Source organism: Roseicyclus mahoneyensis (genome assembly GCF_003148775.1).
Classification (GTDB): domain Bacteria; phylum Pseudomonadota; class Alphaproteobacteria; order Rhodobacterales; family Rhodobacteraceae; genus Roseicyclus; species Roseicyclus mahoneyensis.
Map to the genome: position 1 here is coordinate 161198 of NZ_QGGW01000005.1, position 21987 is coordinate 183184.

Below are 21987 nucleotides of genomic sequence, written 5' to 3' on the forward strand. Positions count from 1 at the left end.
GTGCATTGCCCTTGCGCCCTGAGGGCCCTAGTCTTTCCCCGAACCGGAGGAGACCGATGATGCGCCGCCCCCTGCTGATCCTGTCCCTAGTCGTGGCGGCCCTTGGGGTCGCCCCGCCTGTTTTCGCACAGGAACGGGGGCTGGCGGGTGCTTATCTGGCCGCACGCGCCGCCGTGATCGATGGTGACCACCGCGCCGCCGCCGTCTATTTCGAGAACGCGCTGGCCGCTGATCCCGGCAATCCGATGCTGATCGGCAATGCGATCTTCGCCAATGCAGCACTTGGCCAATGGGGCCGAGCCGAAACCATAGCCGACATGCTTGATCCGGCCGATCAGGGTCAGGAACTTGTCAACCTCGTGCGCATGGTGCGCGGCCTGTCGCAAGGCGATCTGGTCGGTACGCGCGCCGCGATCGAGGCCGGGCAGGGTGCGGGGCCCTTGATCGACCCGCTGGCGCTGGCATGGATCGCGCTGGGCGAGGGCGACATGGGTCGCGCCACCGAAGCCTTTCGTGCCATCGCGCAAGATGATGCGCTCAGCGACATCGCGCTGACCCATCTGGCGCTTGCCCGCGCCGCCGTGGGCGATTTCGAAGGTGCCGATGCGATCTTTTCGGGCGATGAATTCGGCCCTTTGTCAGTCAACGAACGCTCGATCCGCGCCCGGGCCGAGGTTCTGGTCCAGCTCGACCGGGTGGATGCTGCGCTGCAACTGCTCGATTTCTTTACGGCGGGCGTGCCCGATCCGGGCCTGCTTGCCCTCCGCGAGCGGATTGCAACGCAAGACAGCGTCCCGCCCTACACCTTCCTGACCACCGCGACGCAAGGTCTGGCTGAGGTGTTCCACACCATCGCCGAGGCGCTGGGGCGCGATGCCGGGTCGACCACTTTGCCGTTGCTCTATGCCCGCGCCGCCCATGGCATCGACCCGGCCCATACAGACGCGCTGATCCTCGCGGGTCAGATCCTTGCCGAGGCTGATCAGTTCGCGCTTGCCGCCGATGCCTTCCTCGAGGTGCCGGAGGGCGATCCGCAATACATCGAGGCGCAGCTGGGTCGCGCGGATGCCTATTTCGACGATGACCGCCGCGACGAGGCGGTCGAGGTGCTGGAGCGTCTGGCCCTCGATCATCCCGGTCTCGCCACAGTACAGGCTGCGCTGGGCGACATCCTGCGCCGGACCGAAGATTGCGCGGGTGCGGTCGCGGCCTATACTGCGGCGCTCGATCTGGTCGACATCACGCAAAGCCGCTACTGGTTTCTCTACTACACCCGCGGCATATGCCACGATGTGCTGGACGACTTCGATGCCTCCGAGGCCGATTTCCGGCAGGCTCTGGTCCTCAACCCCGATCAGCCGCTGGTACTCAATAACCTCGGCTATTCGCTTGTCGAACAGCGACGCAGCCTCGACGAGGCGCTCGACATGATCGAACGCGCCGTCGCGGGGCGGCCCGACTCCGGCTATATCGTCGACAGTCTGGGCTGGGTTCTCTACCGGCTTGGCCGCTTCGAGGAAGCGGTGGAGCCGATGGAACGCGCCGTTGCCCTCCTGCCCAATGATCCGATCATCAACGATCATCTGGGCGACGTCTACTGGATGGTCGGCCGCCAGCGCGAGGCGCGGTTCCAATGGGAACGCGCGCTCAGCTTCGACCCTGAAGAGGCCGAGGCGATCCGCATCCGCCGCAAGCTCGAGATCGGGCTGGACCGCGTGCTGGCCGATGAGGGCGGGGTGGGCGAAACCCAGTGAGGTTGTTCGCGCCGGCCAAGGTCAATCTTGCGCTGCATGTCACCGGGCGGCGGGATGACGGCTATCATCTGCTCGATTCCGTTGTGGTGTTCGCCGATCTGGGCGACAGGATCGACATCGCGCCCTCTAACGATCTGTCGCTGACGGTCACCGGTCCGCGCGCCGCCGGTGTGCCCGCCGACCGGCGCAATCTGATCTGGCAGGCGGCCGAACTCTTCCCGCCGGGGCAAGGCGCGGCCATCACGCTCGACAAGCATTTGCCCCATGCCGGCGGCATCGGCGGCGGCTCTGCCGATGCGGCGGCGACCTTGCGTGGTCTGGCCGCGTTCTGGGATCTCGCCCTGCCCAATGCCGCCGCCGTGCTGTCGCTTGGCGCCGATGTGCCCGTCTGCCTGTTTCGGAAACCGGCGCGCATGTTGGGCATCGGCGAGATTGTGGCCCCCTTACCGCCGCTGCCGCCGCTTTGGGTGGTTCTGATCAATCCCGGCATCGAGGTTCCGACCAGCGCCGTGTTCAAGAAGCTGACCTCGCCCGACAACACCCCATTGCCCGACATTCCGGCGCAGGGTTGGCAAGATGCCGCCGCGCTGTCGGATTGGCTTTGCGACACGCGCAACGATCTGGAACCGCCCGCCCGCGCGCTGGTCCCCGAAATCGGGCGGGTGATCGACCATCTGAACGCGCGGCCCGGTTGCCTGCTTGCGCGCATGTCGGGATCGGGCGGCACCTGTTTTGGCCTTTTCGCCACTGAGGCGGCCGCAACACAGGCGGCCCTCGACCTGCAGGACCGACCCGATTGGTGGGTCGCAGCCGCCCGGCTTCTCCCCGCCTGAATCTTCTATAACAAGCCGACGCTCAGGTCAGGCGCGCCACGACGTAATCGGCCAGATCGGCCATCATGTCGCGCAACGGATGCTGTGGCGCTGGATCAAGTGCAACCTTGGCGCGCGCCGCCCAGTCCAGCGCCTCGATGCGCGTTTCCTCCAGCGTTCCATGTGCGAGCAGAAGCGCCATCGCCTGTTCCAGATCGCCCTCGCGCTGGTCGCCCTTCTCGATCGTGCGGACCCAGAATGCCCTCTCCGCCGCATCGGCGCGGGCCACGGCGCGGATAACTGGCAAGGTCAGCTTGCGCTCGCGGAAATCATCGCCCGTGTTCTTGCCCAGAACGCCGTCGCTGCCACCCCAATCCAGCAGGTCGTCGACCATCTGGAACGCGATACCCAGTGCATCACCGTAGGCCGCCAACCCGCGCACCACGCCCTCGGGCTGATCGGCGATCACGCCGCCGACCTCGCAGGCGGCCTCGAACAGGGCGGCGGTCTTGCCGCGGATGACCTGCAGGTAAATGTCCTCGGTCGTGGCAAGGTTCATCGCTGCGGTCAGCTGCAAGACCTCGCCCTCGGCGATCACGGCGGCCGCGTTCGACAAGATGTTGAGAACGCGCAGATTGCCCGTTTCAACCATCAATTGAAACGACCGCGCGAACAGGTAGTCACCGACCAGAACGCTCGACTTGTTGTCCCACAGCAGGTTCGCCGTCGGCCTCCCGCGCCGCTTGTGGCTCTCGTCCACCACGTCGTCATGCAGTAGCGTCGCGGTGTGGATGAACTCCACCGTCGCCGCCAGCTTCTGATGCGCGCTGCCCTCGTAGCCACACATACGCGCCGCGGCCAGCGTCAGCATCGGGCGCACGCGCTTGCCGCCGGCGTCGACCAGATGGGCGGTGACCTCGGGGATGCGGGGCGCGTGTTTCGACGCCATCCGGTCGCGGATCAGCGCATTCACCGCCGCCAGATCATCGGCCAGCGCGGATTGCATCCGTTCATGCGGCGCTGTCGCTGCAGTGTCGAGGCTCATGCGCCCGTCCTTCCCCTATGCCTTGCGCCGCGCCCGTCTCGACAAGCGGCCCCGGCCTGCCTACATCGGTTTCATGCTAGAGATCATGCGCAGCACCGACCCGACCGAGATCGCCTTCGCCTCGGCGCTTTTGTCCGGCGAGGGTATAGAGGTCTTCGAGTTGGACGTCCATATGAGCGTGCTCGAGGGCTCCATCGGCATATTGCCGCGCCGTCTGCTGGTGCGCCGCGCTGACGCCTTCGAGGCCCGCGTGGTCCTGCGCGACAACAACCTGCCGGTGACCGAGTGAGCACCACCCGCGACGCCTTTCTGGGCGGCAGGGTGCAGATCACGCAGCCCCGGGTCGGCTACCGCGCCGCAACCGATCCTGTCTATCTCGCCGCCGCCTGTCCCGCCTTGCCGGGCCAATCGGTGCTGGATCTGGGCTGCGGCGTGGGCACTGCTGCGCTGTGCCTGCATGCCCGCGTGCCCGGCTTGCGGATGGTGGGGGTGGAACGACAGCCCGATTATGCCGCCCTTGCGCGCCTGAACGCGGCCGAGGCTGGGGCCGACATGACCGTGATCGAGGCCGATCTGACCGATCTGCCTGCCGACCTGCGCCAGCTTTGCTTCGATCATGTCGTGACCAACCCGCCCTATTTCGCGGCCAACGACGGAACAGCCTCCCGCGACACTGGGCGCGAGGCGGCGAACCGGGCCGAGACGTCGCTGGGCGACTGGATCGCCACGGCCCGCGCGCGGCTTGCACCGCGGGGGTGGCTGACACTGATCCAGACCGCAGAACGTTTGCCTGATTGCCTGTCCGCCCTGCAGACTGGCTTTGGCGCCATCACGGTCCTGCCGATCCAGTCCCGCTCGGGCCGTGCCGCCAACCGCGTCGTGATCCGGGCGCGCAAATCCGCCCGCGCGCCCTTTCGCCTGCTGCCGCCCTTTCTTGTACATGAAGGCCCAAGCCACGCCGCCGACGCGCCCGATTTCACCCCCCAAGCCGAGGCCGTGCTGCGCCATGCCGCGCCACTGGCCTTGGGCTGATCGGCGGTACATCGCATTTGAACAATCCCGCTGGTTGTTTTGCGTGACACGACTCAACTTCCGTGTTGCACTTGTCACACGGCAGTCACATCGGAGAGGAGGACTTTTATGTCACTTGGGTCTCACCTGCAGGAACTGAAGAAGAAGCACGCGACCCTCTCGGAAAAGGTGGAACAGGCACAACGCAGCCCGGCGGTCGATGACCTGGTTGTGCGCGAGCTGAAAAAGGAAAAACTGCGCCTGAAGGAAGAGATTTCGCGTCTGGCCAACTGACGCGATCTGCCGCGCCAACCGCTGGCGCGGCGCCACACATCGACCCGATATAGCCTTGCGCCGGGCGAAACCCGGAAATGCGATCTTGCGGCTAGTCGGGTCATCATCGCTGACCTAAATTTCACCAAGGGGAGGTGTTCTCCTTGATGGAAGGATGTCACCGATGGAAAATTTCGCTCACACTGCACAGGTTCGCGCCCAGATCGTCGCGGCCCGTCAGGAATGCGCCGCCTATTTCTGGCGCGGCGAATTTGGCCTGTTTTCGCGCCGCGCCTGATCCCGTAACGGCAGACCGGACATGGAAAAGGCCGGGTCAAGCCCGGCCTTTTGCGTTTCAATCTCAAGAACTCAGACGAAGAACTGCGCCCCGTTTGCCGAAATCGTCGAGCCGTTGATGAAGCCTGACTGCTCGGATGCCAAGAACACCACGCAGCGGGCAATTTCCTCGGGCTCGCCCAGACGGCCCGCCGGAATGCCCGCGACGATCTTTGCGCGCACCTCCTCGGGGATGGCCATCACCATCTCGGTGGCGATGTAGCCGGGGCAGATCGCGTTGGCGGTGATCCCCGCCCGCGCGCCTTCTTGCGCAAGCGATTTTACGATGCCCAGGTCGCCCGCCTTGGTCGCGGCATAGTTGACCTGCCCGAACTGCCCCTTTTGCCCGTTGATCGAGGAAATCACGATCACGCGGCCGAACTTGCGGTCGCGCATGCCGGGCCAGACCGGGTGGACGGTGTTGAACACGCCCGTCAGGTTGGTGTCGATCACCTCTTTCCACTGCTCGGGCGTCATCTTGTGGAAGGGCGCGTCACGCGTGATGCCTGCATTGGCCACCACGATGTCGATCGGGCCCAGATCCGCCTCGACCTGCGCGATGCCGGCCTTGGAGCTGTCGTAATCGGCGACATTCCATTTGTAGGTCTTGATGCCGGTCTCTGCGGTGAAGGCCGCGGCCTTCTCGTCATTTCCGGCATAGGTGGCGGCGACTTCGTAGCCCTCCGCCTTCAGGGCCTTGGAAATGGCCTCACCGATGCCGCGGCTTCCGCCGGTGACGAGTGCTACTTTTGCCATGATCTCCTCCAGTCTGGCGTATCGTTCAGGTAATGGTGTTACGCGGACGGCGCGACCGACGCAACTTTGTTTCGCCAACTATGGCCATGCGTCACAAAGAAAAAGGGCGCCCGGAGGCGCCCCAGTTCCCATGCCTGGCTTACGGACGTTCGACGCAGAGCGCGACACCCATGCCGCCCCCGATGCACAGCGTGGCAAGCCCCCGCTTGGCATCGCGGCGCTTCATCTCGAACAGCAGCGTGTTCAGCACCCGGCAGCCCGAGGCGCCGATCGGGTGGCCGATGGCGATGGCGCCGCCGTTCACGTTCACGATCGCCGGGTCCCAGCCCATGTCCTTGTTCACCGCGCAGGCCTGTGCCGCGAAAGCCTCGTTCGCCTCGACCAGATCCAGATCTCCGACCGACCATCCGGCCTTTTCCAGCGCCTTGCGGCTGGCATAGATCGGGCCTACGCCCATGATCGACGGGTCCAAACCGGCGGTCGCGTAGGAGGCGATGCGCGCCAGTGGCGTGATCCCGCGCCGTGCGGCCTCATCGACCGACATCAGCAGCGTCGCCGCCGCGCCATCGTTCAGGCCCGAGGCATTGCCCGCCGTGACCGAACCGTCCTTGGTGAAGGCGGGGCGCAGCTTGGCCATCGCATCCATGGTCGCGCCGTGGCGGATGTATTCGTCCGCGTCCACGGTCACGTCGCCCTTTCGGGTCTTGATCGTCACCGCTGCAATCTCGTCGGCGAAACGCCCCGCTTTCTGTGCGGCTTCGGCCTTGTTCTGGCTGGCGACCGCGAATTCATCCTGCATCTCGCGGCTGATCTGCCACTGTTGCGCGACATTCTCGGCGGTCTGGCCCATGTGGTAGCCGTTGAACGCATCCCACAACCCGTCACGGATCATCGTGTCGATATAGGACATGTCGCCCATCTTCTGGCCCTGCCGCAGGTTGGCGGCATGCGCGCTCATCGACATGTTCTCCTGCCCGCCGGCCACCACGATGGACGCATCGCCCAGCATGATGTGCTGCGCACCCAGCGCCACCGCCCGCAGGCCCGAGCCGCAGACCTGGTTGATGCCCCAAGCCGCAGCTTCTTGCGGAAGGCCCGCGTTGATATGCGCCTGACGCGCCGGGTTCTGCCCCTGTGCCGCGGTCAGCACCTGGCCCAGGATCGTCTCGCTCACCTCGGCCTTGTCGACGCCCGCGCGTTCGACCACGGCTTCGATGGCGATGCGACCCAGCTCATGGGCCGGTGTGTTGGCGAAGGCGCCCAGAAAACTGCCCACCGGCGTGCGCGCGGCCGAGGCGATGACGACATTGGTCATGGATTACCCTTTCGTGACAGGCGCGGCATCCCCATGACGCGGGGCGCAGGGCCGGTTCATCTCTCCAACCTTCTGGTAACCCTCTCACCCCCTGCGACACAATGGACAGTGTGTCTCAGCCTGCGGTTGCGCGGCCTGGCGCCCGGTCACGGTGGCAGGGCCGCCCGTTTGCCCTCCGGTGCCCAAGGCGGGCGGAAGGTCGGCGCGCCGTAATGGTAGCCCTGCAGGCAATCGACCCCCGCCGCCGTCAGCCAGCGCGCTTCCTCCTCGGTCTCGACCGCTTCGGCCACCACCAGCATGTCGAAATGCCGCGCCAGTGAAATCAATGCCTCGTAAAGCACCTGATTGTCGGCATCCGCGCTCACGTTGCGCGCGAAAGCGCCGTCGATCTTGACGATGTCGAAGCAGAAATGCCTCAGATGCCGGAATGCCGTCTGCCCCGCGCCGAAGTCATCCAGTGCAAAGACGATCCCCTTGTCCTGCAGATCCTCCATGAAGATCTTGACGATTTCGGGCATCTGCATCGCGCTGGTTTCGGTGATCTCGAGGATCAGCCGGTGCACGATCTCGGGCCATTGCCGGATGGCGCGGCGCAAGACCTGCATCCAGTCCGGGTACCCGACCGACCGCGCCGACATGTTGATCGACAGCCTGAGCGTCGGATGCGCGCGCAGCGCGCTCAACCCCAGTTTCAGCGCGACGCAATCGATCTGCCGCCCCAGATCCTGATCCTCGACCACCCCGATGAAATCGCGCGCGGGGATCACCCGCCCGGTGTCGTCCAGCACCCGGATCAACCCCTCGTAAAAAGCCACGCCCGCGCCATCCGCCCGCATCACCGGCTGATAGGCCAGCGCCGCATCGCCGCGCTCCAGCGCCTGCCGCACCATGGCCAGCGTGCCCCGGTCGCGCTGCGTGATGGCGACATCCAGCGGGCTGCCCAGACCCGCATCCACCAGCTTGCCCCGCATATGGCCCATCACCGCACCTCCGCCGTCGCAACACCCTTGCCTCGATGCCACCCCACCCCTTAACAAAAGGACAAGGTTGGCATTTTGTTCCAATTGTCCGGAGATCTCGGGATGCATGACGTCGGGCGCTGCGGCTGGTGCGGAACCGATCCGCTTTATGTCGCCTATCACGACACCGAATGGGGCGTGCCCGAACACGATGGCCGCGCGCTGTGGGAAAAGCTGATCCTCGACGGCTTTCAGGCGGGCCTGTCCTGGATCACCATCCTGCGCAAGCGTGAGGCCTTCCGTGCGGCCTTCGCCGGTTTCGATCCGGAGGTGATCGCCCGTTGGGGCGAAACGGAGGTCACCCGCCTGCTGGCCGATCCCGGCATCGTGCGCCACCGCGGCAAGTGTGAGGCCACGATCACCAACGCCCGCGCCTTCCTCGACCTCGGCGGTCCCGACGCCTTTGCCGACCGGATTTGGGCCTATGTCGACAGCGCGCCGCTGCAGCCTGACCGCCCGGATCTCGCCTCCGTGCCCGGCTTCACGCCGCTCAGCGAAAAGCTGTCGAAGGACCTCAAAAAAGCGGGCTTCCGCTTCTGCGGCCCCACCATCACATATGCCTGGATGCAGGCCTGCGGGCTGGTGAACGACCACGTCACCACCTGCCATCGCCATGCGGTGCTGCGCTGATCCCGCATCACGGTTACAGCGCCTCTCTTCTCTGTTTCAAAAATATCCCGGGGGAGTCCCGCAGGGACGGGGGCAGAGCCCCCTCACCCCTCGCCGCCCGCCATCAACGCCTCGATCAGCGCCAGCGCTTCGGGGCTGTCCCAATGCGCGTCGCCCCTCAGCCGGGCGACCTCCTGCCCTTCGGGGTTCAAGATCACCGTGATCGGCAGGCCGAAGACCCCCATCTCGCGGGCGATCTGCTGGTTGATGTCGCGGTATTGCGTCAGGGTCTCCACCCCGATCTCCTCAAAGAAGCGCCTTATCGCCTGCGGCGGGTTGCGGCCCGTGGCCAGCGTGACCACTGCGAAATCCTCACCACCTAAGGCATTTTGCAGGTTCTGCAGCGACGGCATCTCCTCGCGGCAGGGCGCGCACCACGTCGCCCAGAAGTTCAGGACGACATAGCGCCCGGCGTAATCCGAGAGCGTCCCCTCCGTCTCGTCGACATGCAGATAGGGCAGGCTTGAGGCCGCCACCGGGGTCGCGTGGATCACCAGCCCCCGCATCTCGCCGGTCAGATAGGCCGACAGGTCTTGGGCCACGGCAGCATTTGCACCCAAGCTTGCAGCAAGGTAGAGCACTGCAAGACGCAATCCGCGGATCATCAGGAAACCTCCAAAGGGCCAGACCATGACCGACAAAACCGCCAATGCCATGTGGGGCGGGCGCTTCGCCGCCGGGCCGGACGCGATCATGGAGGCGATCAATGCCTCGATCGGGTTCGACAAGCGACTGGCGAAGCAAGACATCGAAGGGTCCCGCGCCCATGCGGCGATGTTGGCGGCCACCGGCATATTGAGTGATAGCGACGCGCAGGCGATCCGGGAAGGCCTGCTCACGGTCTTGTCAGAGATCGAGGGCGGCACGTTCCAATTCTCGACCGCGCTCGAAGACATCCACATGAACGTGGAAGCCCGGCTGAAGGAGGTCATCGGCGAACCCGCGGGCCGCCTGCACACCGCGCGGTCGCGCAACGATCAGGTGGCGACCGATTTCCGCCTCTGGGTCCGCGACCAATGCGACGCCGCCACCACGGGGATAGAGGCCTTGATGCGCGCGCTCATCGCGCAGGCCGAACAGGGCGCCGATTGGGTCATGCCCGGCTTTACCCATCTGCAGACTGCGCAACCCGTGACGTGGGGCCACCACATGATGGCCTATGTCGAAATGCTGGCGCGTGACCGTTCGCGCTTTGCCGATGCGCGGGCGCGCATGAACGAAAGCCCTCTGGGCGCGGCCGCCCTTGCCGGAACCTCCTTTCCCATTGACCGGCACATGACCGCCGCCGCCTTGGGCTTCGACCGGCCCATGGCCAATTCCCTCGATGCCGTTTCCGACCGTGATTTCGCGCTGGAATTCCTCGCCGCCGCCTCGATCTGCGCGATGCACCTGTCGCGCTTTGCCGAAGAGCTTGTGATCTGGTCCTCGGCCCAGTTCCGTTTCGTGCGCCTGTCCGACAAGTTCTCCACCGGCTCCTCGATCATGCCGCAAAAAAAGAACCCCGACGCCGCCGAGCTCATCCGGGCCAAGATCGGGCGCATCTTCGGCGCGAATGTCGCGCTGATGATGGTGATGAAGGGCCTACCGCTGACCTATTCCAAGGACATGCAGGAGGACAAGGAACAGGTCTTCGACGCCGCCGACAACCTGATGCTGGCGCTCGCCGCGATGGACGGCATGGTCCGCGACATGACCGCCAACCGCGAGGCCCTCGCCGCCGCCGCGGGCTCGGGCTTTTCCACCGCCACGGATCTCGCCGACTGGCTGGTGCGCGTCCTTGGGCTGCCGTTCCGCGACGCCCATCACGTCACCGGCACGCTGGTCGCCATGGCCGAGGCGGCGGGCAAGGATTTGCCGGACCTGAGCCTCGATCAGATGCGCTCTGTTCATCCGGGCATAACGCAAGATATCTTCGCCGTGCTGGGCGTCGACAATTCCGTCGCCTCGCGCATCTCCTACGGCGGCACCGCGCCCGCGCAGGTGCGCGCCCAGATCGCCCGCTGGAAGGAGCTTTTGTCATGATGATCCGCGTTCTCACTGCCGTGGTCGCGCTTGCGCTTCTGGCGTCTTGCGGTGCCGATGGCGAGCCCGAGCGCCCCGAGCCACGCCCGTCCGCCGGCGTCACCTTGTCCGGCGGCGTGGCAATCGGCGTCGCGGGCGGCAGCTGACACCCACGTATATCCCGTTGAACCCCGTTACGTTCGGCCCTAACCTGCCGGGCCTGAACGGTCCCATGCCCTTACAAATCCAAGGCCAATTTCATGGAAAAGATCCCGATGACCCCGGCGGGCTACAAGCTCCTCAATGATGAGCTGAAGCAGCTGAAAAGCGTCGAGCGCCCGGCGATCATTCAGGCCATTTCCGAGGCGCGCGAACACGGCGACCTGTCGGAGAATGCGGAGTATCATTCGGCCAAGGAAAAGCAGTCCTTCATCGAGGGCCGCATCAAGGAGCTGGAGGGTCTCATCAGCCGCTCCAACGTGATCGATCCCAAAACCCTGTCGGGCCCGATCAAGTTCGGCGCGACCGTGGTGCTGGTCGACGAGGATGACGTGGAAAAGACCTACCAGATCGTGGGCGAGGCCGAGGCGAATATCGAAAAGGGCATGCTCAACATCAGTTCACCCCTTGGCCGCGCCTTGATCGGCAAGGAAGAGGGCGATAGCGTCGAGGTCAAGACACCCGGCGGCGACAAGGATTACGAAATCCTCAGCATTTCCTACGTCTGATCCCATCACCCGACCCGAAGGGCCCCCGCCGCACATGCCCGACCAGCCCAAGCCAACGACCCTCGAACTGGGTCTATATGCCCGGGAGGAACCGTCGCGGCGCATCACCGGGATCGAGGTTGGTGCGGGCATCCTGACCTGCGTGTGGCTTGTCGCCGTGATCTTTCTCAACACCGGTGAGGACGAGGGGAATCCGGGCGGCTTTGCCGATGGCGTGTTGACCATCCTCGCCATCCTCATGCCCATCGCCCTGATCTGGGTCGCGGCCACTGCCGCCCGCACGGCCCGCGGTCTGCGCGAAGAGGCGGCGCGGCTACAGGCCTCCATCGACGCGATGCGCGCAGCCTATGTCGACCAGCAGCAGCGCGCGACGATGGAATTGCGCCCCGCCGTGGTCGAAAAACTGGAGGAATTGGTCGAAAGCACCCGCGCCGCCCAATCGGGCGCACCGGCGGTGTTTTCCTCGCTGCGTGTGCTGCCCCCGCCCGAGGATCGTGCCGCCGTCGTTCAGGCAGTGGCCACCCCGGACCAGCCGCAGCCCGGCCTCGCCTTCGCCACTCCGGTGGAGAAAGATCCGATCTCGGTCGCCGATTTTATCAAGGCGCTAAATTTCCCCGAGAACGAGCATGACAAGGAAGGCTTCCGGACACTGCGCCGCGCGCTGGAGGATCGAGCGACCGAGCGCCTTATCCGTGCCAGTCAGGACGTGCTGACGCTGCTCAGCCAAGATGGCATCTATATGGACGACCTGCGTCCCGACCGCGCCCGCCCCGAGATCTGGCGCCGCTTTGCCCAAGGCGAACGGGGGCGCACCATCGCGGCTTTGGGCGGCATTCATGACCGCTCCAGCCTCGTGCTCGCGGCCGGCCGGATGAAGAAGGACCCGGTGTTCCGTGATGCCGCGCACCATTTCCTGCGCCATTTCGACCGCACCTTCATGGAATTCGAAAAGAACGCCTCGGATGCTGAAATCGTGGCGATGGCCGGCACGCGGACGGCGCGCGCCTTCATGTTGATCGGGCGGGTGGCGGGTACCTTCGACTGAGGGCGGGGCCGGTTTGCGCGGGAAACCGCACGGGAAAACTGCAGTTTTTCGCTCCGTTTTCCTGCAGGAAAACGCCCCATTCAGGATCCAAGCGCGGCGATCAACTCCGCCGCGTGCCCCAGCCCCGCGATCCAGCCTTCCTTCCTGTCGCCCTCGCGCAGCATCGCGTCGAGCCTTTCGGGTGAAAGCCCTGCAAAACCCGCGGCCAGAACGCGGACCTGCGCCGCGTCCGCCACCTCGTCCGGTTTTTGGCGGCGCTTGATCTCGGCCGACAGGATCGCGGGATAGACCTCGGCCAACACGATCGGCGCCTCGCGATCCTCAAAGGGGCGCACGGCCAAGGTGTCGCCGAACCGCTGCCGCAAGGCGTGCAGACGGGGCAGGCCCAGCAGCGTCTGGCTTGCCACCGCGCCGTTTCCGTAGAGCTGAAAGCAGGTGCTGGCCCCGGGCGCGGCCAGTTCCACCTTGCGCCGCTCGGCAAAGGGAAAGCCCGCGTGGGGCGGCTTGCGAAAGGGCACGTGCAGGGGCGATTTGCCCACGGGGTGCGACCAGAACGGCCCCTCGGCCTTGAACCGGGCGTTGATCTTGTCGGCCACCTCCAGCCGGTTGTTGGCGTTTCGCTCGTCATCCTCGATCGCGTCAGCCAACCAGCCCCAGACCGCGAAGGGATCGGCCCGCCCGGTCAGCGCCTCGGCAAAGCCGCGCGGATAGGCAAAGGGGAAATCAAGGCCCGCCAGCACGCGCCGACCCTCGGCCAGCGCGGCCGCGAACCGGGCGGTCAGATGGGCGGTGGCCTCGGCCCGGGTCCGGCAATAGGTGACGGAGCGGTGTCCGGGTGCGACCTCGGCGACATAGATCGCATCCTTGGTACGCCGCGCGGGCGATGGTGCCGACCGCGCCGACCAGTCGACCATGATGATCGTGTCGATGCCGGTCATCCCCGCGCTAGCCGCGCCTCGGCGTCGGCCAGATCCTCGGGTGTGTTGACGTTCACGAAGGCCCCGGCCGCGGGAAAGATCACCGGGACCGCGCCTTGCGCCTCGGCGAAGTCCGTCACCCGCCGCACCCCCGCCACGAGCGCCATGGCCAAAGGATCGGCCAGCGCGACCGACCACAGCCCGCAGGTGCCGTGCACCCCGTCGTGCGTGGCCGCCAGCGCGACCGGGGCCGCTGCACCCGCCAGCCGTTCAGCCAGATCGACGGGCAGAAAGGGCGTGTCGACCGGCGCGGTCAGCACATGGCTCGCGCCTTGCGCCGCCGCCCAGCGGATCGCCGCCAAGATCCCCGCCAAGGGACCGTTGCCGCCGCCATCCGCATCCGCGATCACCGGCAACCCGTGCCTGTCATGGCCGGCCCGATCATTTGCGTTAATCGCCAGCGCCCGGCATTGCGGTGCCAGCCGCGCCACCACATGTGCCAGCAAAGACTGCCCTGCCAGCAGCACGAACGGCTTGCCGCCGCCGATCCGCCGTCCCGCGCCGCCTGCAAGGATCACGCCCAAAGGCTTGTCGTCCATGCCCATCACATCCCCTGATGCCGCGCGCCACGCGGCCTCAATTGCATCCGCGCCCCGCCTCGCCTAGACGGGGCTCAACATCCGCGCCCCAAAGGCTACCCCGCCCCCATGTCCGCATCCAGTCCCCGAACCGCTTATCTGCGCGGGCTTCGAACAGCACTGCCCTTCGTCATCGTTGTGGCCCCCTTCGGCCTGCTGTTCGGCGTCGTGGGCACCGAGGCGGGTCTCAACATCGCGCAAGTCATGGGTTTCACCGTGCTGGTGATTGCGGGCGCCTCGCAATTCACCGCGCTGCAGCTGATGGCCGACAACGCGCCCACGCTGATCGTCGTCGCCTCGGCCTTGGCGGTGAACCTGCGGATGGCGATGTATTCCGCCTCGCTTGCCCCGCATCTGGGCAGCGCGCCGATCTGGCAGCGTGCGCTCATAGCCTACATGAACGTCGACCAGACCTATGCGCTGGGCCACGCGGATTACGAGGCGCGGCCCGACCAGAGCACCGCCGAAAAGGTCGCCTTCTTCTTCGGCACCGCGACGCCGATCATCCCGGTCTGGGTTGGTGCGACAGCGCTGGGGATCATGGTGGGCGAGGCCATTCCGCCCGCGCTGGGCCTCGATTTCGCAGTGCCGATCACCTTCATCGCGCTGATCGCGCCGGCGTTGCGCACGCTCGCCCATGTTGCCGCCGCGCTGACCTCGGTGGTCATGGCGATCACGCTGGCCTTCCTGCCTTGGAACCTGTGGCTTTTGGCGGCAGGTCTGGCCGCGATGATCGTGGGCGCCGAGGTCGAGCGCCGGATGGAGGCGCGCCGGTGAACTATACGCCCGCCGACCTGTGGTTCATCATTCTTGCGCTGGGTCTGGGTACCTTCCTGATCCGGTTTTCCTTTCTGGGCATTCTGGGCGACCGGCAATTGCCCCCATGGCTTTTGCGTCATCTGCGATACACTGCCGTCGGCATCCTGCCCGCGATGGTGACGCCGCTGATACTGTGGCCCGAGGCGACGGGCGGGCAGCTTGATCCGGTGCGGATCATTGCCGCCGCGCTTGCGCTGGGTGTCGGGCTTTGGACGAAGAACGCGATCTGGGCCATCGTCGCGGGCATGGCGACGCTGTGGGGGCTTGGGTTTATCGTTCCATGAAACAGAACGAAAATCGCATTATCTGAATTTTTATTTCTCGATGGTCCTCGCCATACCCCATGCACCGGAAACCGGACGCAAGGGGTGCGCGCCATGGACATGACGTTTGACATTGCCGCGACGCTGGTCGCGCAATTGCAAAAACCGACGCTGGCCTTCTTGATCGGCGGCATGATGCTGGCCGCCCTTGGCAGCAAGCTGGAGGTGCCCGCGCCGGTCTACAAGTTCATCGTGCTGGTGCTGCTGCTGAAGGTCGGCCTTGGCGCCGGCATCTCGGTGCGCGAGGCCGATCTGGTCGCGCTGGCGGTTCCCGCGATTGCCGCAGCTTTGGTGGGCGTGGTCATCGTGTTGCTTGGCTCGCGGACATTGGCGCGCACGAAGGGCGTAACCCCAATGGACGGTATGGCGACGACTGGGCTTTTCGGGGCTGTCTCGGCCTCGACCTTGGCTGCGGGCATGGTGATGCTCGACGCGGAGGGCATTGCTTATGAAGGGTTCATCGGCGCGCTCTATCCCTTCATGGATATCGCCGCGCTGGTCACGGCGATCTTGCTGGCGCGGATGTGCGCCGCGCGCGCCATGCCGGCTACGCCTGCAGGCGGCGGCACGGCGGTGATGGCAATGGGTGGTGGCGAGAATGCCAATCTTGTCAGGGAGATCCTGACCGACACGCTGAAAAGCCCCGCGATTTCCGCGCTAGTTTTAGGCCTGGCCCTTGGCCTGCTGGGGCGGCCCGAACAAGTCTACGCCAGTTTCTACGAGCCGCTGTTCCGTGGATTGTTGTCGATCATGATGCTGATCATGGGGATGGAGGCATGGCTGCGGCTGGGCGAGATGCGCAAGGTCGCGCACGCCTATGTGGCTTACGGCATTGCAGCACCCTTCGTGCATGGCGCGCTGGGCTTTGGCGCGGGGATGATCGCCCATCACCTGACCGGGTTCTCGGGCGGGGGTGTGGTTTTGCTGGCGGTGATGGCAGCCTCAAGCTCCGACATCTCGGGCCCGCCGACGCTGCGTGCGGCTCTGCCAGAGGCGAACCCGGGCGCCTATGTCGGCACCTCGACCGGCATCGGGACGCCGGTGGCCATCTTGTCGATCCCGGTCTGGATCGCGCTGGCCGATTGGTTGATCGGCTTTCAGTAACTGCTGCGCGGCCGGTCCGAACGTTCTAGAAAGTCGAATATGGACCGGCTGAACTATCATCACCTGCGCTATTTCCGCGAGGTCGCGCACGAGGGGCACCTGACCCGCGCAGCCGAGCGGCTGAACCTGTCGCAATCGGCCCTGTCGACGCAGATCAAGCAGCTGGAGGAACGGCTGGGCCACGCGCTGTTCGAGCGCAAGGGTCGGCAGTTGATCCTGACCGAGGCGGGGCGGATCGCGCTGGATCATGCCGAGCGCATCTTTGGCACGGGCGAGGATCTGCTGGCCGCCTTGGGCGACGGGGTGGGGCGCGACCGGCCGCTAAGGGTCGGTGCCTTGTCGACGCTGTCGCGCAATTTCCAGATCCGGTTTCTCAAGCCCGTGCTGGGGAAGGTGCCTTTGGCGCTGGTCTCGGGGTCTGCCGCGACGCTCTTGCCGCGGTTGGCGGGCCTGTCTCTGGATGTGGTGCTGTCCACCGACCCCCATGACGCGGCCGCATACCCTGAGTTGATGGCCGAACGGATCGCGGCGCAGCCCGTGGCGCTGATCGGCACGCCCGAACGGGTGCGCGGGCGCGACAGCACGGGGATTTTGTCGCGCCAGCCCTTGATCGTGCCCACGGAAAGTTCGATCCGGACAGGGTTTGACGCGCTGTGCGCGCGCAAGGGGATCGTGCCCAAGATCGCGGCCGAGGTCGATGACATGGCCATGGTCCGCCTGCTGGCGCGGCAAGATGTGGGCGTGGCGCTGGCCCCGGCCGTGGTCATGGCCGACGAGATCGGCGCGGGCGTCTTGACGAAGCTCGACACCGATCTGGGCATCGTCGAAAGCTTCTACGCGATCACTGCGAAACGGAATTTTCCCCATCCCGCGCTGATGCGCCTGCCGCCGATGACGCGGTTCAAGCCCTGATCCATTCCGTCTGACTGCCGCTAGGCATCATCATGGGGGTGACTCGCGCTGCGCCGTGATCATCCGGTGCCACCTGGCAGGAAGGATCACCAAAGGCTCGCGATTTCGTGAATAATCGGAATTCAAATCACTGATTTCAGATACTTTTTCACGCATCCGAGAGGCTGCGTGATGGCTGGTGCATTGGCAAACAAATATGTGCATATGCGCACCATTATCACACGAAAATCCTTCTCATGTGAGTTGAACGAGAGGTGTGAAAGACCGATCTTCCTCTCATCGACGGCACAGACGCCGAGACCAAACCCTCCCGGAAACATCTCCGGACAGATTGAAAACCCGAAAGGACCCAAGTCATGAAAAACCTGTTTCTTGTCACCGCCGCCGCTCTTGCGATCACTGCTCCGGCTTTTGCGCAGAACCAGCTGGAAACCTCGCTCGGCGTGAGCGCAGGCAGCTTCACCACGGCCGAACTGGTGCAGCTTGAGCGCGCCTATGAGGAGAACGACCAGACGCTGGTCAACTTCATCCTCTCCGGCGGATCGAACCTGGATGCAGCCACGAGCGAACGTCGCGGCGTCGCGGCCGCCATCGAGCGCGCCATCGAGGAGGGCGACAATGCCCATGCCCGCAATCTGCAGGCTGTCCGCGGTGTCGGTGCCGCCGACACCAGCGTGTCGACGCGCAATGAGGCCGGCCGGAACGACTGGCTGGCGCAGGTTGCCGATGATCTGGGCGTGAATGCTGCAGATTTCACCCGTGGTGAACTGATCGCCCTCGCCCGGTTCGAAGAAGAAGGCGACCGCATCGCCGTCAACGGGATCATCAGCCGCGTCCGGAACTGATCGTCAGAACCGCCACCGCACGCGCGCGTCCAAGCACGACCAAGCGCGGGACAACGGCCCCGAGGGAAGATTCCTCGGGGCCTTTTTGCGTCCGAGATCGGGTCAGTCGCGCACCGAAGCCGCCGGATAGGTGCCGAGAATCTTGAGGAAGCTCGTGAAATACCTCAACTCCTCAAGCGCGAGCTTGACGTTTTCGTCTTCGGGGTGGCCTTCGATATCGGCGTAGAACTGCGTCGCGGTGAAGGACCCGTCGACCATGTAGCTTTCCAGCTTGGTCATGTTCACGCCATTGGTCGCAAAGCCGCCCATCGCCTTGTACAGCGCGGCCGGAATGTTGCGGACGCGGAACACGAAGGTGGTCATCATGTGACCCGCGCGCCGTGTCATGTCGGGCTTGCGGTCCATGATGAGAAAGCGCGTGGTGTTGGTGTCGTTGTCCTCGATATGGCGGGCGAGCACGTTCAGGCCGTAGATTTCGGCCGCCAGTTCCGAGGCGAGCGCGGCTTTTGTGCGGTCACCCCATGCGGCCACGTCGCGGGCGGCGCGGGCATTGTCGGGGCTGACCTGACCCTTGATGTCATGCTCACGCAAGAAACGAGCGCATTGCGGCAGCAAGACCAGATGGCTGTGCGCCTCGGCAATGTCTGAAATCTCCGCGCCGGGCACGGCGAGCAGGTTGATGTGCACGCGGACAAAGACCTCGTCCACGATATGCAGGTCCGATGCGGGCAACAGGCGGTGGATGTCGGCCACGCGCCCATAGGTGGTGTTTTCCACCGGCAGCATCGCCTGATCGGCCGCACCGGTCTGGACGGCGGCGATGGCATCCTCGAAACTGGCGCAGGGCAGCGCCTCCATTCCCGGACGGGCGTCGTGGATGGCCTGATGGGAATAGGCCCCGGGTTCCCCCTGAAAGGCGATGCGTCCGGTCATGGGTCTACCTGTGGATGTGGGCGTTTCGTCGCGCTCTCTATACCTTGCCATGCAGGGGCGAAACCCCATACATAGCCCCGAAACGGCGATACCGAATGGGAAGATCATGTTCGACACGATGACCATCACCAAGGCATTCGCATCCGTCTGCGGCGGCATGTTGGTGCTTTTGCTGGGCGGATGGGCCGCCGAGAGCCTGTACAACATCGAGCGTCATGACGACGTGCGCGGTTTCGCGATCCTCATCGAAGAGGAAGAGGCCGCACCCGAGGCTGCCGAAGAGGTGATCGAGGTTGCCTTTGCCGATGTCTATGCCAGCGCAGATCCCGCCGCGGGCGAGCGGCTGTGGCGCCAGTGCTCGGCTTGCCATGTGCTCGAGCCGGGCGTAAATCGCGTGGGTCCCTATCTGCATGGTGTCGTTGACCGGCCCAAGCATGCCGCCGAGGGCTTCAGCTACTCGGCTGCCCTGATGGCGCAAGACGGGGCTTGGACGCCCGAGAACCTGTCGGCCTTCCTCGAGAACCCGCGCGCCTATGCTCCGGGCACTGCGATGGCCTACAACGGCATGCGCGAGGTCGAGGATCGGGCCAACCTGATCGCCTACATGGCGACCTTCCAATAAGGCGGGCAAGCATGCCATGGATCGGGGCCGCCTGCAGAGGCGGCCTTTTTCTTGGGCGCTTGCGGGTGGCGCGCCTGCGGGACACGGTCCGATCACGCAATCTCAACTTGAACCCGGGTAGGGGTGGTCTCTAACGTGATGCGACCCAGATACTGGGGATGTTGCCCCACAGTGGACGAGCCCGGAGACCCTGATGTCTGAACGCCCTGCCGCAGTCCTTGCAAATCTTTCCTTGCCCCGCGCCTTGTGCATGACCTTCCCGCTGATTGCCGCTGCGGTGATGGCGCTGGCGGCCGACCCCGCCCGCGCGCAGGAGGGCTTGATCGTGACCCATGCGGTCGGCACCTTCGGGCTTGAGGATCTGACCTATCCGGCGGATTTCGAGCATCTCGCTTATGTGAACCCGGATGCGCCGCAGGGCGGCGAGATGTCGATGAGCTGGTCGAGCGCGGGGGGGTCGTTCGATTCACTGCATCCCTATACCAATCAGGGCAATCCGGCGGTTCTGGCCAACATCTTCTTTGAATCGTTGCTGGAGGGCACGCTCGACACCATCGGCGAGAGCTATTGTCTGCTGTGCGAGACCATCGCCTTTCCCGAGGACCGGTCCTACGTCATCTTCACCCTCCGGGAGGAAGCGCGGTTTTCCGACGGGACGCCGGTGACGGCACAGGACGCGCTGTTTTCCTACGAGATCTTGCGCGACGAAGGCCTGCCGAGTTTCCGGGCCAACATTCCCCTGACCATCGACAGCGCCGAGGTGATCGACGATCGCACCATCCGGTTCAACTTCAACCCCGAAAGCCAGTTGCGTGGCCGGATCGAGGCGGCGGGTGGTCTTCCGGTGTTTTCGCAAGCCAGCCACATCGCCAGCGGGCGGGAATTCAACGAAAGCCGGCTGACGCCGTTGGTCGGCTCCGGACCCTATGTGGTGGGTGCGATCGATGCGGGCCGGTCGACGGTCTTCGTGCGCAACCGCGACTATTGGGGCAATGACCTTCCGATCAACCGCGGGCGGCATAATTTCGACCGTATCCGGGTGGAATATTACGCGGATTCCATCGCTGCTTTTGAGGGATTTACGGCAGGGAACTACTTGTTCCGTCAAGAGAACTCTTCCCAGAACTGGGCGAACAGCTACAGTTTTCCGCGGCTCGCCGATGGAACGGTGATTCAGGAGACGATCCCTCAGGGGTTGATCGCGCCGGGGCAGAGTTTCGTGTTCAACCTGCGGCGCGAGAAATTTCAGGACCCCCGCGTGCGCGAGGCGATCGCGCTGATGTTCAATTTCGAATGGACCAACCAGACGCTGTTCTTCGGTCTCTATGCGCCGATCGACAGTTTCTGGGAAAATACGCATCTCGAGCCCGAGGGGCTGCCCACGCCAGAGGAACTGGCAATTTTGGAGCCTCTGCGCGGGTTGATCCCCGAAGAGGTCTTTACTGAGCCGCCCTTTGCCACACCACCGTCGAATCCCGATCGGACGCTTGACCGCGCGCAGGTGCGGCGCGCCACGGCACTGCTGGAAGAGGCCGGTTGGACGCCCGGCAACGACGGCATGCTGCGCAACGCTGCTGGGCAGACGCTGGACGTCGAATTCCTGAACGCCGGGCCGCTGTTTGACCGGATCATCAACCCTTATGTCGAAAATCTGCGCGCCATCGGGGTGAACGCGCGGCTGAACCGGGTCGACGGGGCGCAGGCCAGCCAGCGCCAACGCGACGCGGATTTCGACATCGTGACGGACTTCTTCCAGACGGGCTACGAGCCCGGCACGGCGCTGCGGCAGCTGTTTGGAAGCATCGGCGCGGACGAGAGCCTGTTCAATGTGGCGGGGCTGGCCGATGACGGCGTCGACCGGCTGGTCGAGGTCGTGGTGCGCTCAGAGACCCGCGAGGAGATGGAGGTGGCGGTGCGGGCGCTGGACCGGGTGCTGCGCGCCCTGCGCATCCGGGTGCCGCAGTGGCACAACGACAGCGCTTGGGTCGCCTATTACAACCATTACCGCTACCCCGAGACGTTGCCACCCTATGGCATCGGATTCCTCGATTTCTGGTGGGTCGATCCCGAAGCGGAGCAGGTGCTGCGCGATCGGGGCGTGCTGTAGCGG

25 protein-coding genes are annotated in these 21987 nt (G+C 65.1%); 17 read left to right on the forward strand and 8 right to left on the reverse strand.

Annotation, left to right across the window (positions count from 1 at the left end; translation table 11 throughout):
- The first annotated feature begins 56 nt into the window (after positions 1 to 56).
- Positions 57 to 1754 carry a tetratricopeptide repeat protein gene (locus C7455_RS11900; RefSeq protein ID WP_245904313.1) on the forward strand — a complete coding sequence of 566 codons (1698 nt, stop codon included), beginning with the start codon at positions 57 to 59 and terminating at the stop codon, positions 1752 to 1754.
- Complete coding sequence (locus C7455_RS11905; RefSeq protein ID WP_109668488.1) at positions 1751 to 2587, forward strand: 4-(cytidine 5'-diphospho)-2-C-methyl-D-erythritol kinase; 837 nt, start codon at positions 1751 to 1753, stop codon at positions 2585 to 2587. Before C7455_RS11900 ends, C7455_RS11905 begins: the two co-directional genes overlap by 4 nt.
- A 22-nt stretch (positions 2588 to 2609) precedes the next feature.
- On the opposite strand, the gene C7455_RS11910 is transcribed toward C7455_RS11905, so the two are convergent.
- The gene (locus tag C7455_RS11910; RefSeq protein WP_109668490.1) at positions 2610 to 3611 is read right to left on the reverse strand and encodes a polyprenyl synthetase family protein; all 1002 of its coding nucleotides are present in this window, start codon (positions 3609 to 3611) and stop codon (positions 2610 to 2612) included.
- 73 nt (positions 3612 to 3684) lie between these two features.
- On the opposite strand from C7455_RS11910, the gene C7455_RS11915 reads away from it, so the two are divergent.
- The 3 genes from C7455_RS11915 (at position 3685) to C7455_RS11925 (ending at position 4916) form a co-directional block, all read left to right on the forward strand.
- Positions 3685 to 3900: a putative signal transducing protein gene (locus tag C7455_RS11915; protein WP_109668686.1), complete on the forward strand. Its 216-nt coding sequence runs from the start codon at positions 3685 to 3687 to the stop codon at positions 3898 to 3900.
- A complete protein-coding gene (locus C7455_RS11920; RefSeq protein ID WP_109668492.1) occupies positions 3897 to 4643 on the forward strand; it encodes a tRNA1(Val) (adenine(37)-N6)-methyltransferase in 747 nt (248 codons plus the stop codon). The genes C7455_RS11915 and C7455_RS11920 overlap by 4 nt, the downstream gene beginning before the upstream one ends.
- Before the next feature lie 108 nt (positions 4644 to 4751).
- The gene (locus C7455_RS11925; RefSeq protein ID WP_109668493.1) at positions 4752 to 4916 is read left to right on the forward strand and encodes a YdcH family protein; all 165 of its coding nucleotides are present in this window, start codon (positions 4752 to 4754) and stop codon (positions 4914 to 4916) included.
- A gap of 348 nt (positions 4917 to 5264) precedes the next feature.
- On the opposite strand, the gene phbB is transcribed toward C7455_RS11925, so the two are convergent.
- The 3 genes from phbB to C7455_RS11940 all read right to left on the reverse strand — a co-directional run bounded on the left by phbB (position 5265) and on the right by C7455_RS11940 (position 8282).
- Entirely contained in the window at positions 5265 to 5987 is a 723-nt protein-coding gene (phbB, locus tag C7455_RS11930; protein WP_109668495.1) for an acetoacetyl-CoA reductase, read from the reverse strand.
- A 139-nt stretch (positions 5988 to 6126) separates the two neighbouring features.
- Entirely contained in the window at positions 6127 to 7302 is a 1176-nt protein-coding gene (locus C7455_RS11935) for an acetyl-CoA C-acetyltransferase (RefSeq protein ID WP_109668496.1), read from the reverse strand.
- Positions 7303 to 7448: 146 nt separating this feature from the next.
- Entirely contained in the window at positions 7449 to 8282 is an 834-nt protein-coding gene (locus C7455_RS11940; RefSeq protein WP_425450640.1) for an EAL domain-containing protein, read from the reverse strand.
- Positions 8283 to 8384: 102 nt separating this feature from the next.
- Between C7455_RS11940 and C7455_RS11945 the strand changes: the two genes are divergently transcribed.
- The gene (locus C7455_RS11945) at positions 8385 to 8951 is read left to right on the forward strand and encodes a DNA-3-methyladenine glycosylase I (protein WP_109668497.1); all 567 of its coding nucleotides are present in this window, start codon (positions 8385 to 8387) and stop codon (positions 8949 to 8951) included.
- A gap of 83 nt (positions 8952 to 9034) precedes the next feature.
- Here the strand turns inward: C7455_RS11945 and C7455_RS11950 are convergent, their stop codons facing one another.
- The gene (locus tag C7455_RS11950) at positions 9035 to 9595 is read right to left on the reverse strand and encodes a TlpA family protein disulfide reductase (RefSeq protein ID WP_342767635.1); all 561 of its coding nucleotides are present in this window, start codon (positions 9593 to 9595) and stop codon (positions 9035 to 9037) included.
- Between the two features lie 25 nt (positions 9596 to 9620).
- On the opposite strand from C7455_RS11950, the gene argH reads away from it, so the two are divergent.
- The 4 genes from argH (at position 9621) to C7455_RS11970 (ending at position 12764) form a co-directional block, all read left to right on the forward strand.
- On the forward strand, positions 9621 to 11012 hold the full coding sequence (argH, locus tag C7455_RS11955) for an argininosuccinate lyase (protein WP_109668501.1): 1392 nt from the start codon (positions 9621 to 9623) through the stop codon (positions 11010 to 11012).
- Positions 11009 to 11158 (forward strand): argininosuccinate lyase, encoded by a 150-nt coding sequence (locus C7455_RS11960; protein ID WP_245904314.1) that lies wholly within the window; start codon positions 11009 to 11011, stop codon positions 11156 to 11158. Before argH ends, C7455_RS11960 begins: the two co-directional genes overlap by 4 nt.
- Positions 11159 to 11251: 93 nt before the next feature.
- Entirely contained in the window at positions 11252 to 11719 is a 468-nt protein-coding gene (gene greA / locus C7455_RS11965) for a transcription elongation factor GreA (protein WP_109668503.1), read from the forward strand.
- A gap of 34 nt (positions 11720 to 11753) precedes the next feature.
- The gene (locus tag C7455_RS11970) at positions 11754 to 12764 is read left to right on the forward strand and encodes a hypothetical protein (protein ID WP_109668504.1); all 1011 of its coding nucleotides are present in this window, start codon (positions 11754 to 11756) and stop codon (positions 12762 to 12764) included.
- A gap of 80 nt (positions 12765 to 12844) precedes the next feature.
- Here the strand turns inward: C7455_RS11970 and C7455_RS11975 are convergent, their stop codons facing one another.
- Positions 12845 to 13702 carry a molybdopterin guanine dinucleotide synthesis gene (locus C7455_RS11975; protein WP_109668506.1) on the reverse strand — a complete coding sequence of 286 codons (858 nt, stop codon included), beginning with the start codon at positions 13700 to 13702 and terminating at the stop codon, positions 12845 to 12847.
- Positions 13699 to 14286, reverse strand: coding sequence for a molybdenum cofactor guanylyltransferase MobA (gene mobA / locus C7455_RS11980; RefSeq protein WP_245904315.1), 588 nt, complete (start codon positions 14284 to 14286; stop codon positions 13699 to 13701). The genes C7455_RS11975 and mobA overlap by 4 nt, the downstream gene beginning before the upstream one ends.
- A 102-nt stretch (positions 14287 to 14388) precedes the next feature.
- Here mobA and C7455_RS11985 point away from each other — a divergent pair, with 102 nt between their 5' ends.
- The 5 genes from C7455_RS11985 to C7455_RS12005 all read left to right on the forward strand — a co-directional run bounded on the left by C7455_RS11985 (position 14389) and on the right by C7455_RS12005 (position 18322).
- The gene (locus C7455_RS11985; RefSeq protein WP_109668507.1) at positions 14389 to 15096 is read left to right on the forward strand and encodes an AzlC family ABC transporter permease; all 708 of its coding nucleotides are present in this window, start codon (positions 14389 to 14391) and stop codon (positions 15094 to 15096) included.
- On the forward strand, positions 15093 to 15422 hold the full coding sequence (locus C7455_RS11990; protein WP_109668508.1) for an AzlD domain-containing protein: 330 nt from the start codon (positions 15093 to 15095) through the stop codon (positions 15420 to 15422). The genes C7455_RS11985 and C7455_RS11990 overlap by 4 nt, the downstream gene beginning before the upstream one ends.
- 93 nt (positions 15423 to 15515) lie before the next feature.
- Positions 15516 to 16565, forward strand: a complete 1050-nt coding sequence (locus tag C7455_RS11995; protein WP_109668509.1) for a sodium-dependent bicarbonate transport family permease — start codon at positions 15516 to 15518, stop codon at positions 16563 to 16565.
- Between the two features lie 39 nt (positions 16566 to 16604).
- Positions 16605 to 17477, forward strand: coding sequence for a LysR family transcriptional regulator (locus tag C7455_RS12000; protein WP_109668511.1), 873 nt, complete (start codon positions 16605 to 16607; stop codon positions 17475 to 17477).
- Between the two features lie 356 nt (positions 17478 to 17833).
- Positions 17834 to 18322: a hypothetical protein gene (locus C7455_RS12005; protein ID WP_109668513.1), complete on the forward strand. Its 489-nt coding sequence runs from the start codon at positions 17834 to 17836 to the stop codon at positions 18320 to 18322.
- Positions 18323 to 18424: 102 nt separating this feature from the next.
- Here C7455_RS12005 and C7455_RS12010 read toward each other — a convergent pair whose 3' ends face one another.
- On the reverse strand, positions 18425 to 19255 hold the full coding sequence (locus C7455_RS12010) for a prephenate dehydratase (protein WP_109668514.1): 831 nt from the start codon (positions 19253 to 19255) through the stop codon (positions 18425 to 18427).
- 106 nt (positions 19256 to 19361) lie between these two features.
- Here C7455_RS12010 and C7455_RS12015 point away from each other — a divergent pair, with 106 nt between their 5' ends.
- Positions 19362 to 19877, forward strand: coding sequence for a c-type cytochrome (locus C7455_RS12015; RefSeq protein WP_109668694.1), 516 nt, complete (start codon positions 19362 to 19364; stop codon positions 19875 to 19877).
- Positions 19878 to 20127: 250 nt separating this feature from the next.
- Positions 20128 to 21984, forward strand: coding sequence for an extracellular solute-binding protein (locus tag C7455_RS12020; protein ID WP_109668516.1), 1857 nt, complete (start codon positions 20128 to 20130; stop codon positions 21982 to 21984).
- Positions 21985 to 21987 lie beyond the last annotated feature (3 nt).

What these genes read in the sequence shown, in the direction of transcription:
- C7455_RS11900 (WP_245904313.1), top strand. Translation starts at nt 57, where the DNA reads ATGATGCGCCGCCCCCTGCTGATCCTGTCCCTAGTCGTGGCGGCCCTT.
- C7455_RS11910 (WP_109668490.1), bottom strand. Translation starts at nt 3,611, where the DNA reads ATGAGCCTCGACACTGCAGCGACAGCGCCGCATGAACGGATGCAATCC.
- C7455_RS11915 (WP_109668686.1), top strand. Translation starts at nt 3,685, where the DNA reads ATGCTAGAGATCATGCGCAGCACCGACCCGACCGAGATCGCCTTCGCC.
- C7455_RS11925 (WP_109668493.1), top strand. Translation starts at nt 4,752, where the DNA reads ATGTCACTTGGGTCTCACCTGCAGGAACTGAAGAAGAAGCACGCGACC.
- phbB (WP_109668495.1), bottom strand. Translation starts at nt 5,987, where the DNA reads ATGGCAAAAGTAGCACTCGTCACCGGCGGAAGCCGCGGCATCGGTGAG.
- C7455_RS11935 (WP_109668496.1), bottom strand. Translation starts at nt 7,302, where the DNA reads ATGACCAATGTCGTCATCGCCTCGGCCGCGCGCACGCCGGTGGGCAGT.
- C7455_RS11940 (WP_425450640.1), bottom strand. Translation starts at nt 8,282, where the DNA reads ATGGGCCATATGCGGGGCAAGCTGGTGGATGCGGGTCTGGGCAGCCCG.
- C7455_RS11945 (WP_109668497.1), top strand. Translation starts at nt 8,385, where the DNA reads ATGCATGACGTCGGGCGCTGCGGCTGGTGCGGAACCGATCCGCTTTAT.
- C7455_RS11950 (WP_342767635.1), bottom strand. Translation starts at nt 9,595, where the DNA reads ATGATCCGCGGATTGCGTCTTGCAGTGCTCTACCTTGCTGCAAGCTTG.
- argH (WP_109668501.1), top strand. Translation starts at nt 9,621, where the DNA reads ATGACCGACAAAACCGCCAATGCCATGTGGGGCGGGCGCTTCGCCGCC.
- C7455_RS11960 (WP_245904314.1), top strand. Translation starts at nt 11,009, where the DNA reads ATGATGATCCGCGTTCTCACTGCCGTGGTCGCGCTTGCGCTTCTGGCG.
- greA (WP_109668503.1), top strand. Translation starts at nt 11,252, where the DNA reads ATGGAAAAGATCCCGATGACCCCGGCGGGCTACAAGCTCCTCAATGAT.
- C7455_RS11970 (WP_109668504.1), top strand. Translation starts at nt 11,754, where the DNA reads ATGCCCGACCAGCCCAAGCCAACGACCCTCGAACTGGGTCTATATGCC.
- C7455_RS11975 (WP_109668506.1), bottom strand. Translation starts at nt 13,702, where the DNA reads ATGACCGGCATCGACACGATCATCATGGTCGACTGGTCGGCGCGGTCG.
- mobA (WP_245904315.1), bottom strand. Translation starts at nt 14,286, where the DNA reads ATGGGCATGGACGACAAGCCTTTGGGCGTGATCCTTGCAGGCGGCGCG.
- C7455_RS11985 (WP_109668507.1), top strand. Translation starts at nt 14,389, where the DNA reads ATGTCCGCATCCAGTCCCCGAACCGCTTATCTGCGCGGGCTTCGAACA.
- C7455_RS11995 (WP_109668509.1), top strand. Translation starts at nt 15,516, where the DNA reads ATGGACATGACGTTTGACATTGCCGCGACGCTGGTCGCGCAATTGCAA.
- C7455_RS12000 (WP_109668511.1), top strand. Translation starts at nt 16,605, where the DNA reads ATGGACCGGCTGAACTATCATCACCTGCGCTATTTCCGCGAGGTCGCG.
- C7455_RS12005 (WP_109668513.1), top strand. Translation starts at nt 17,834, where the DNA reads ATGAAAAACCTGTTTCTTGTCACCGCCGCCGCTCTTGCGATCACTGCT.
- C7455_RS12010 (WP_109668514.1), bottom strand. Translation starts at nt 19,255, where the DNA reads ATGACCGGACGCATCGCCTTTCAGGGGGAACCCGGGGCCTATTCCCAT.
- C7455_RS12015 (WP_109668694.1), top strand. Translation starts at nt 19,362, where the DNA reads ATGTTCGACACGATGACCATCACCAAGGCATTCGCATCCGTCTGCGGC.
- C7455_RS12020 (WP_109668516.1), top strand. Translation starts at nt 20,128, where the DNA reads ATGACCTTCCCGCTGATTGCCGCTGCGGTGATGGCGCTGGCGGCCGAC.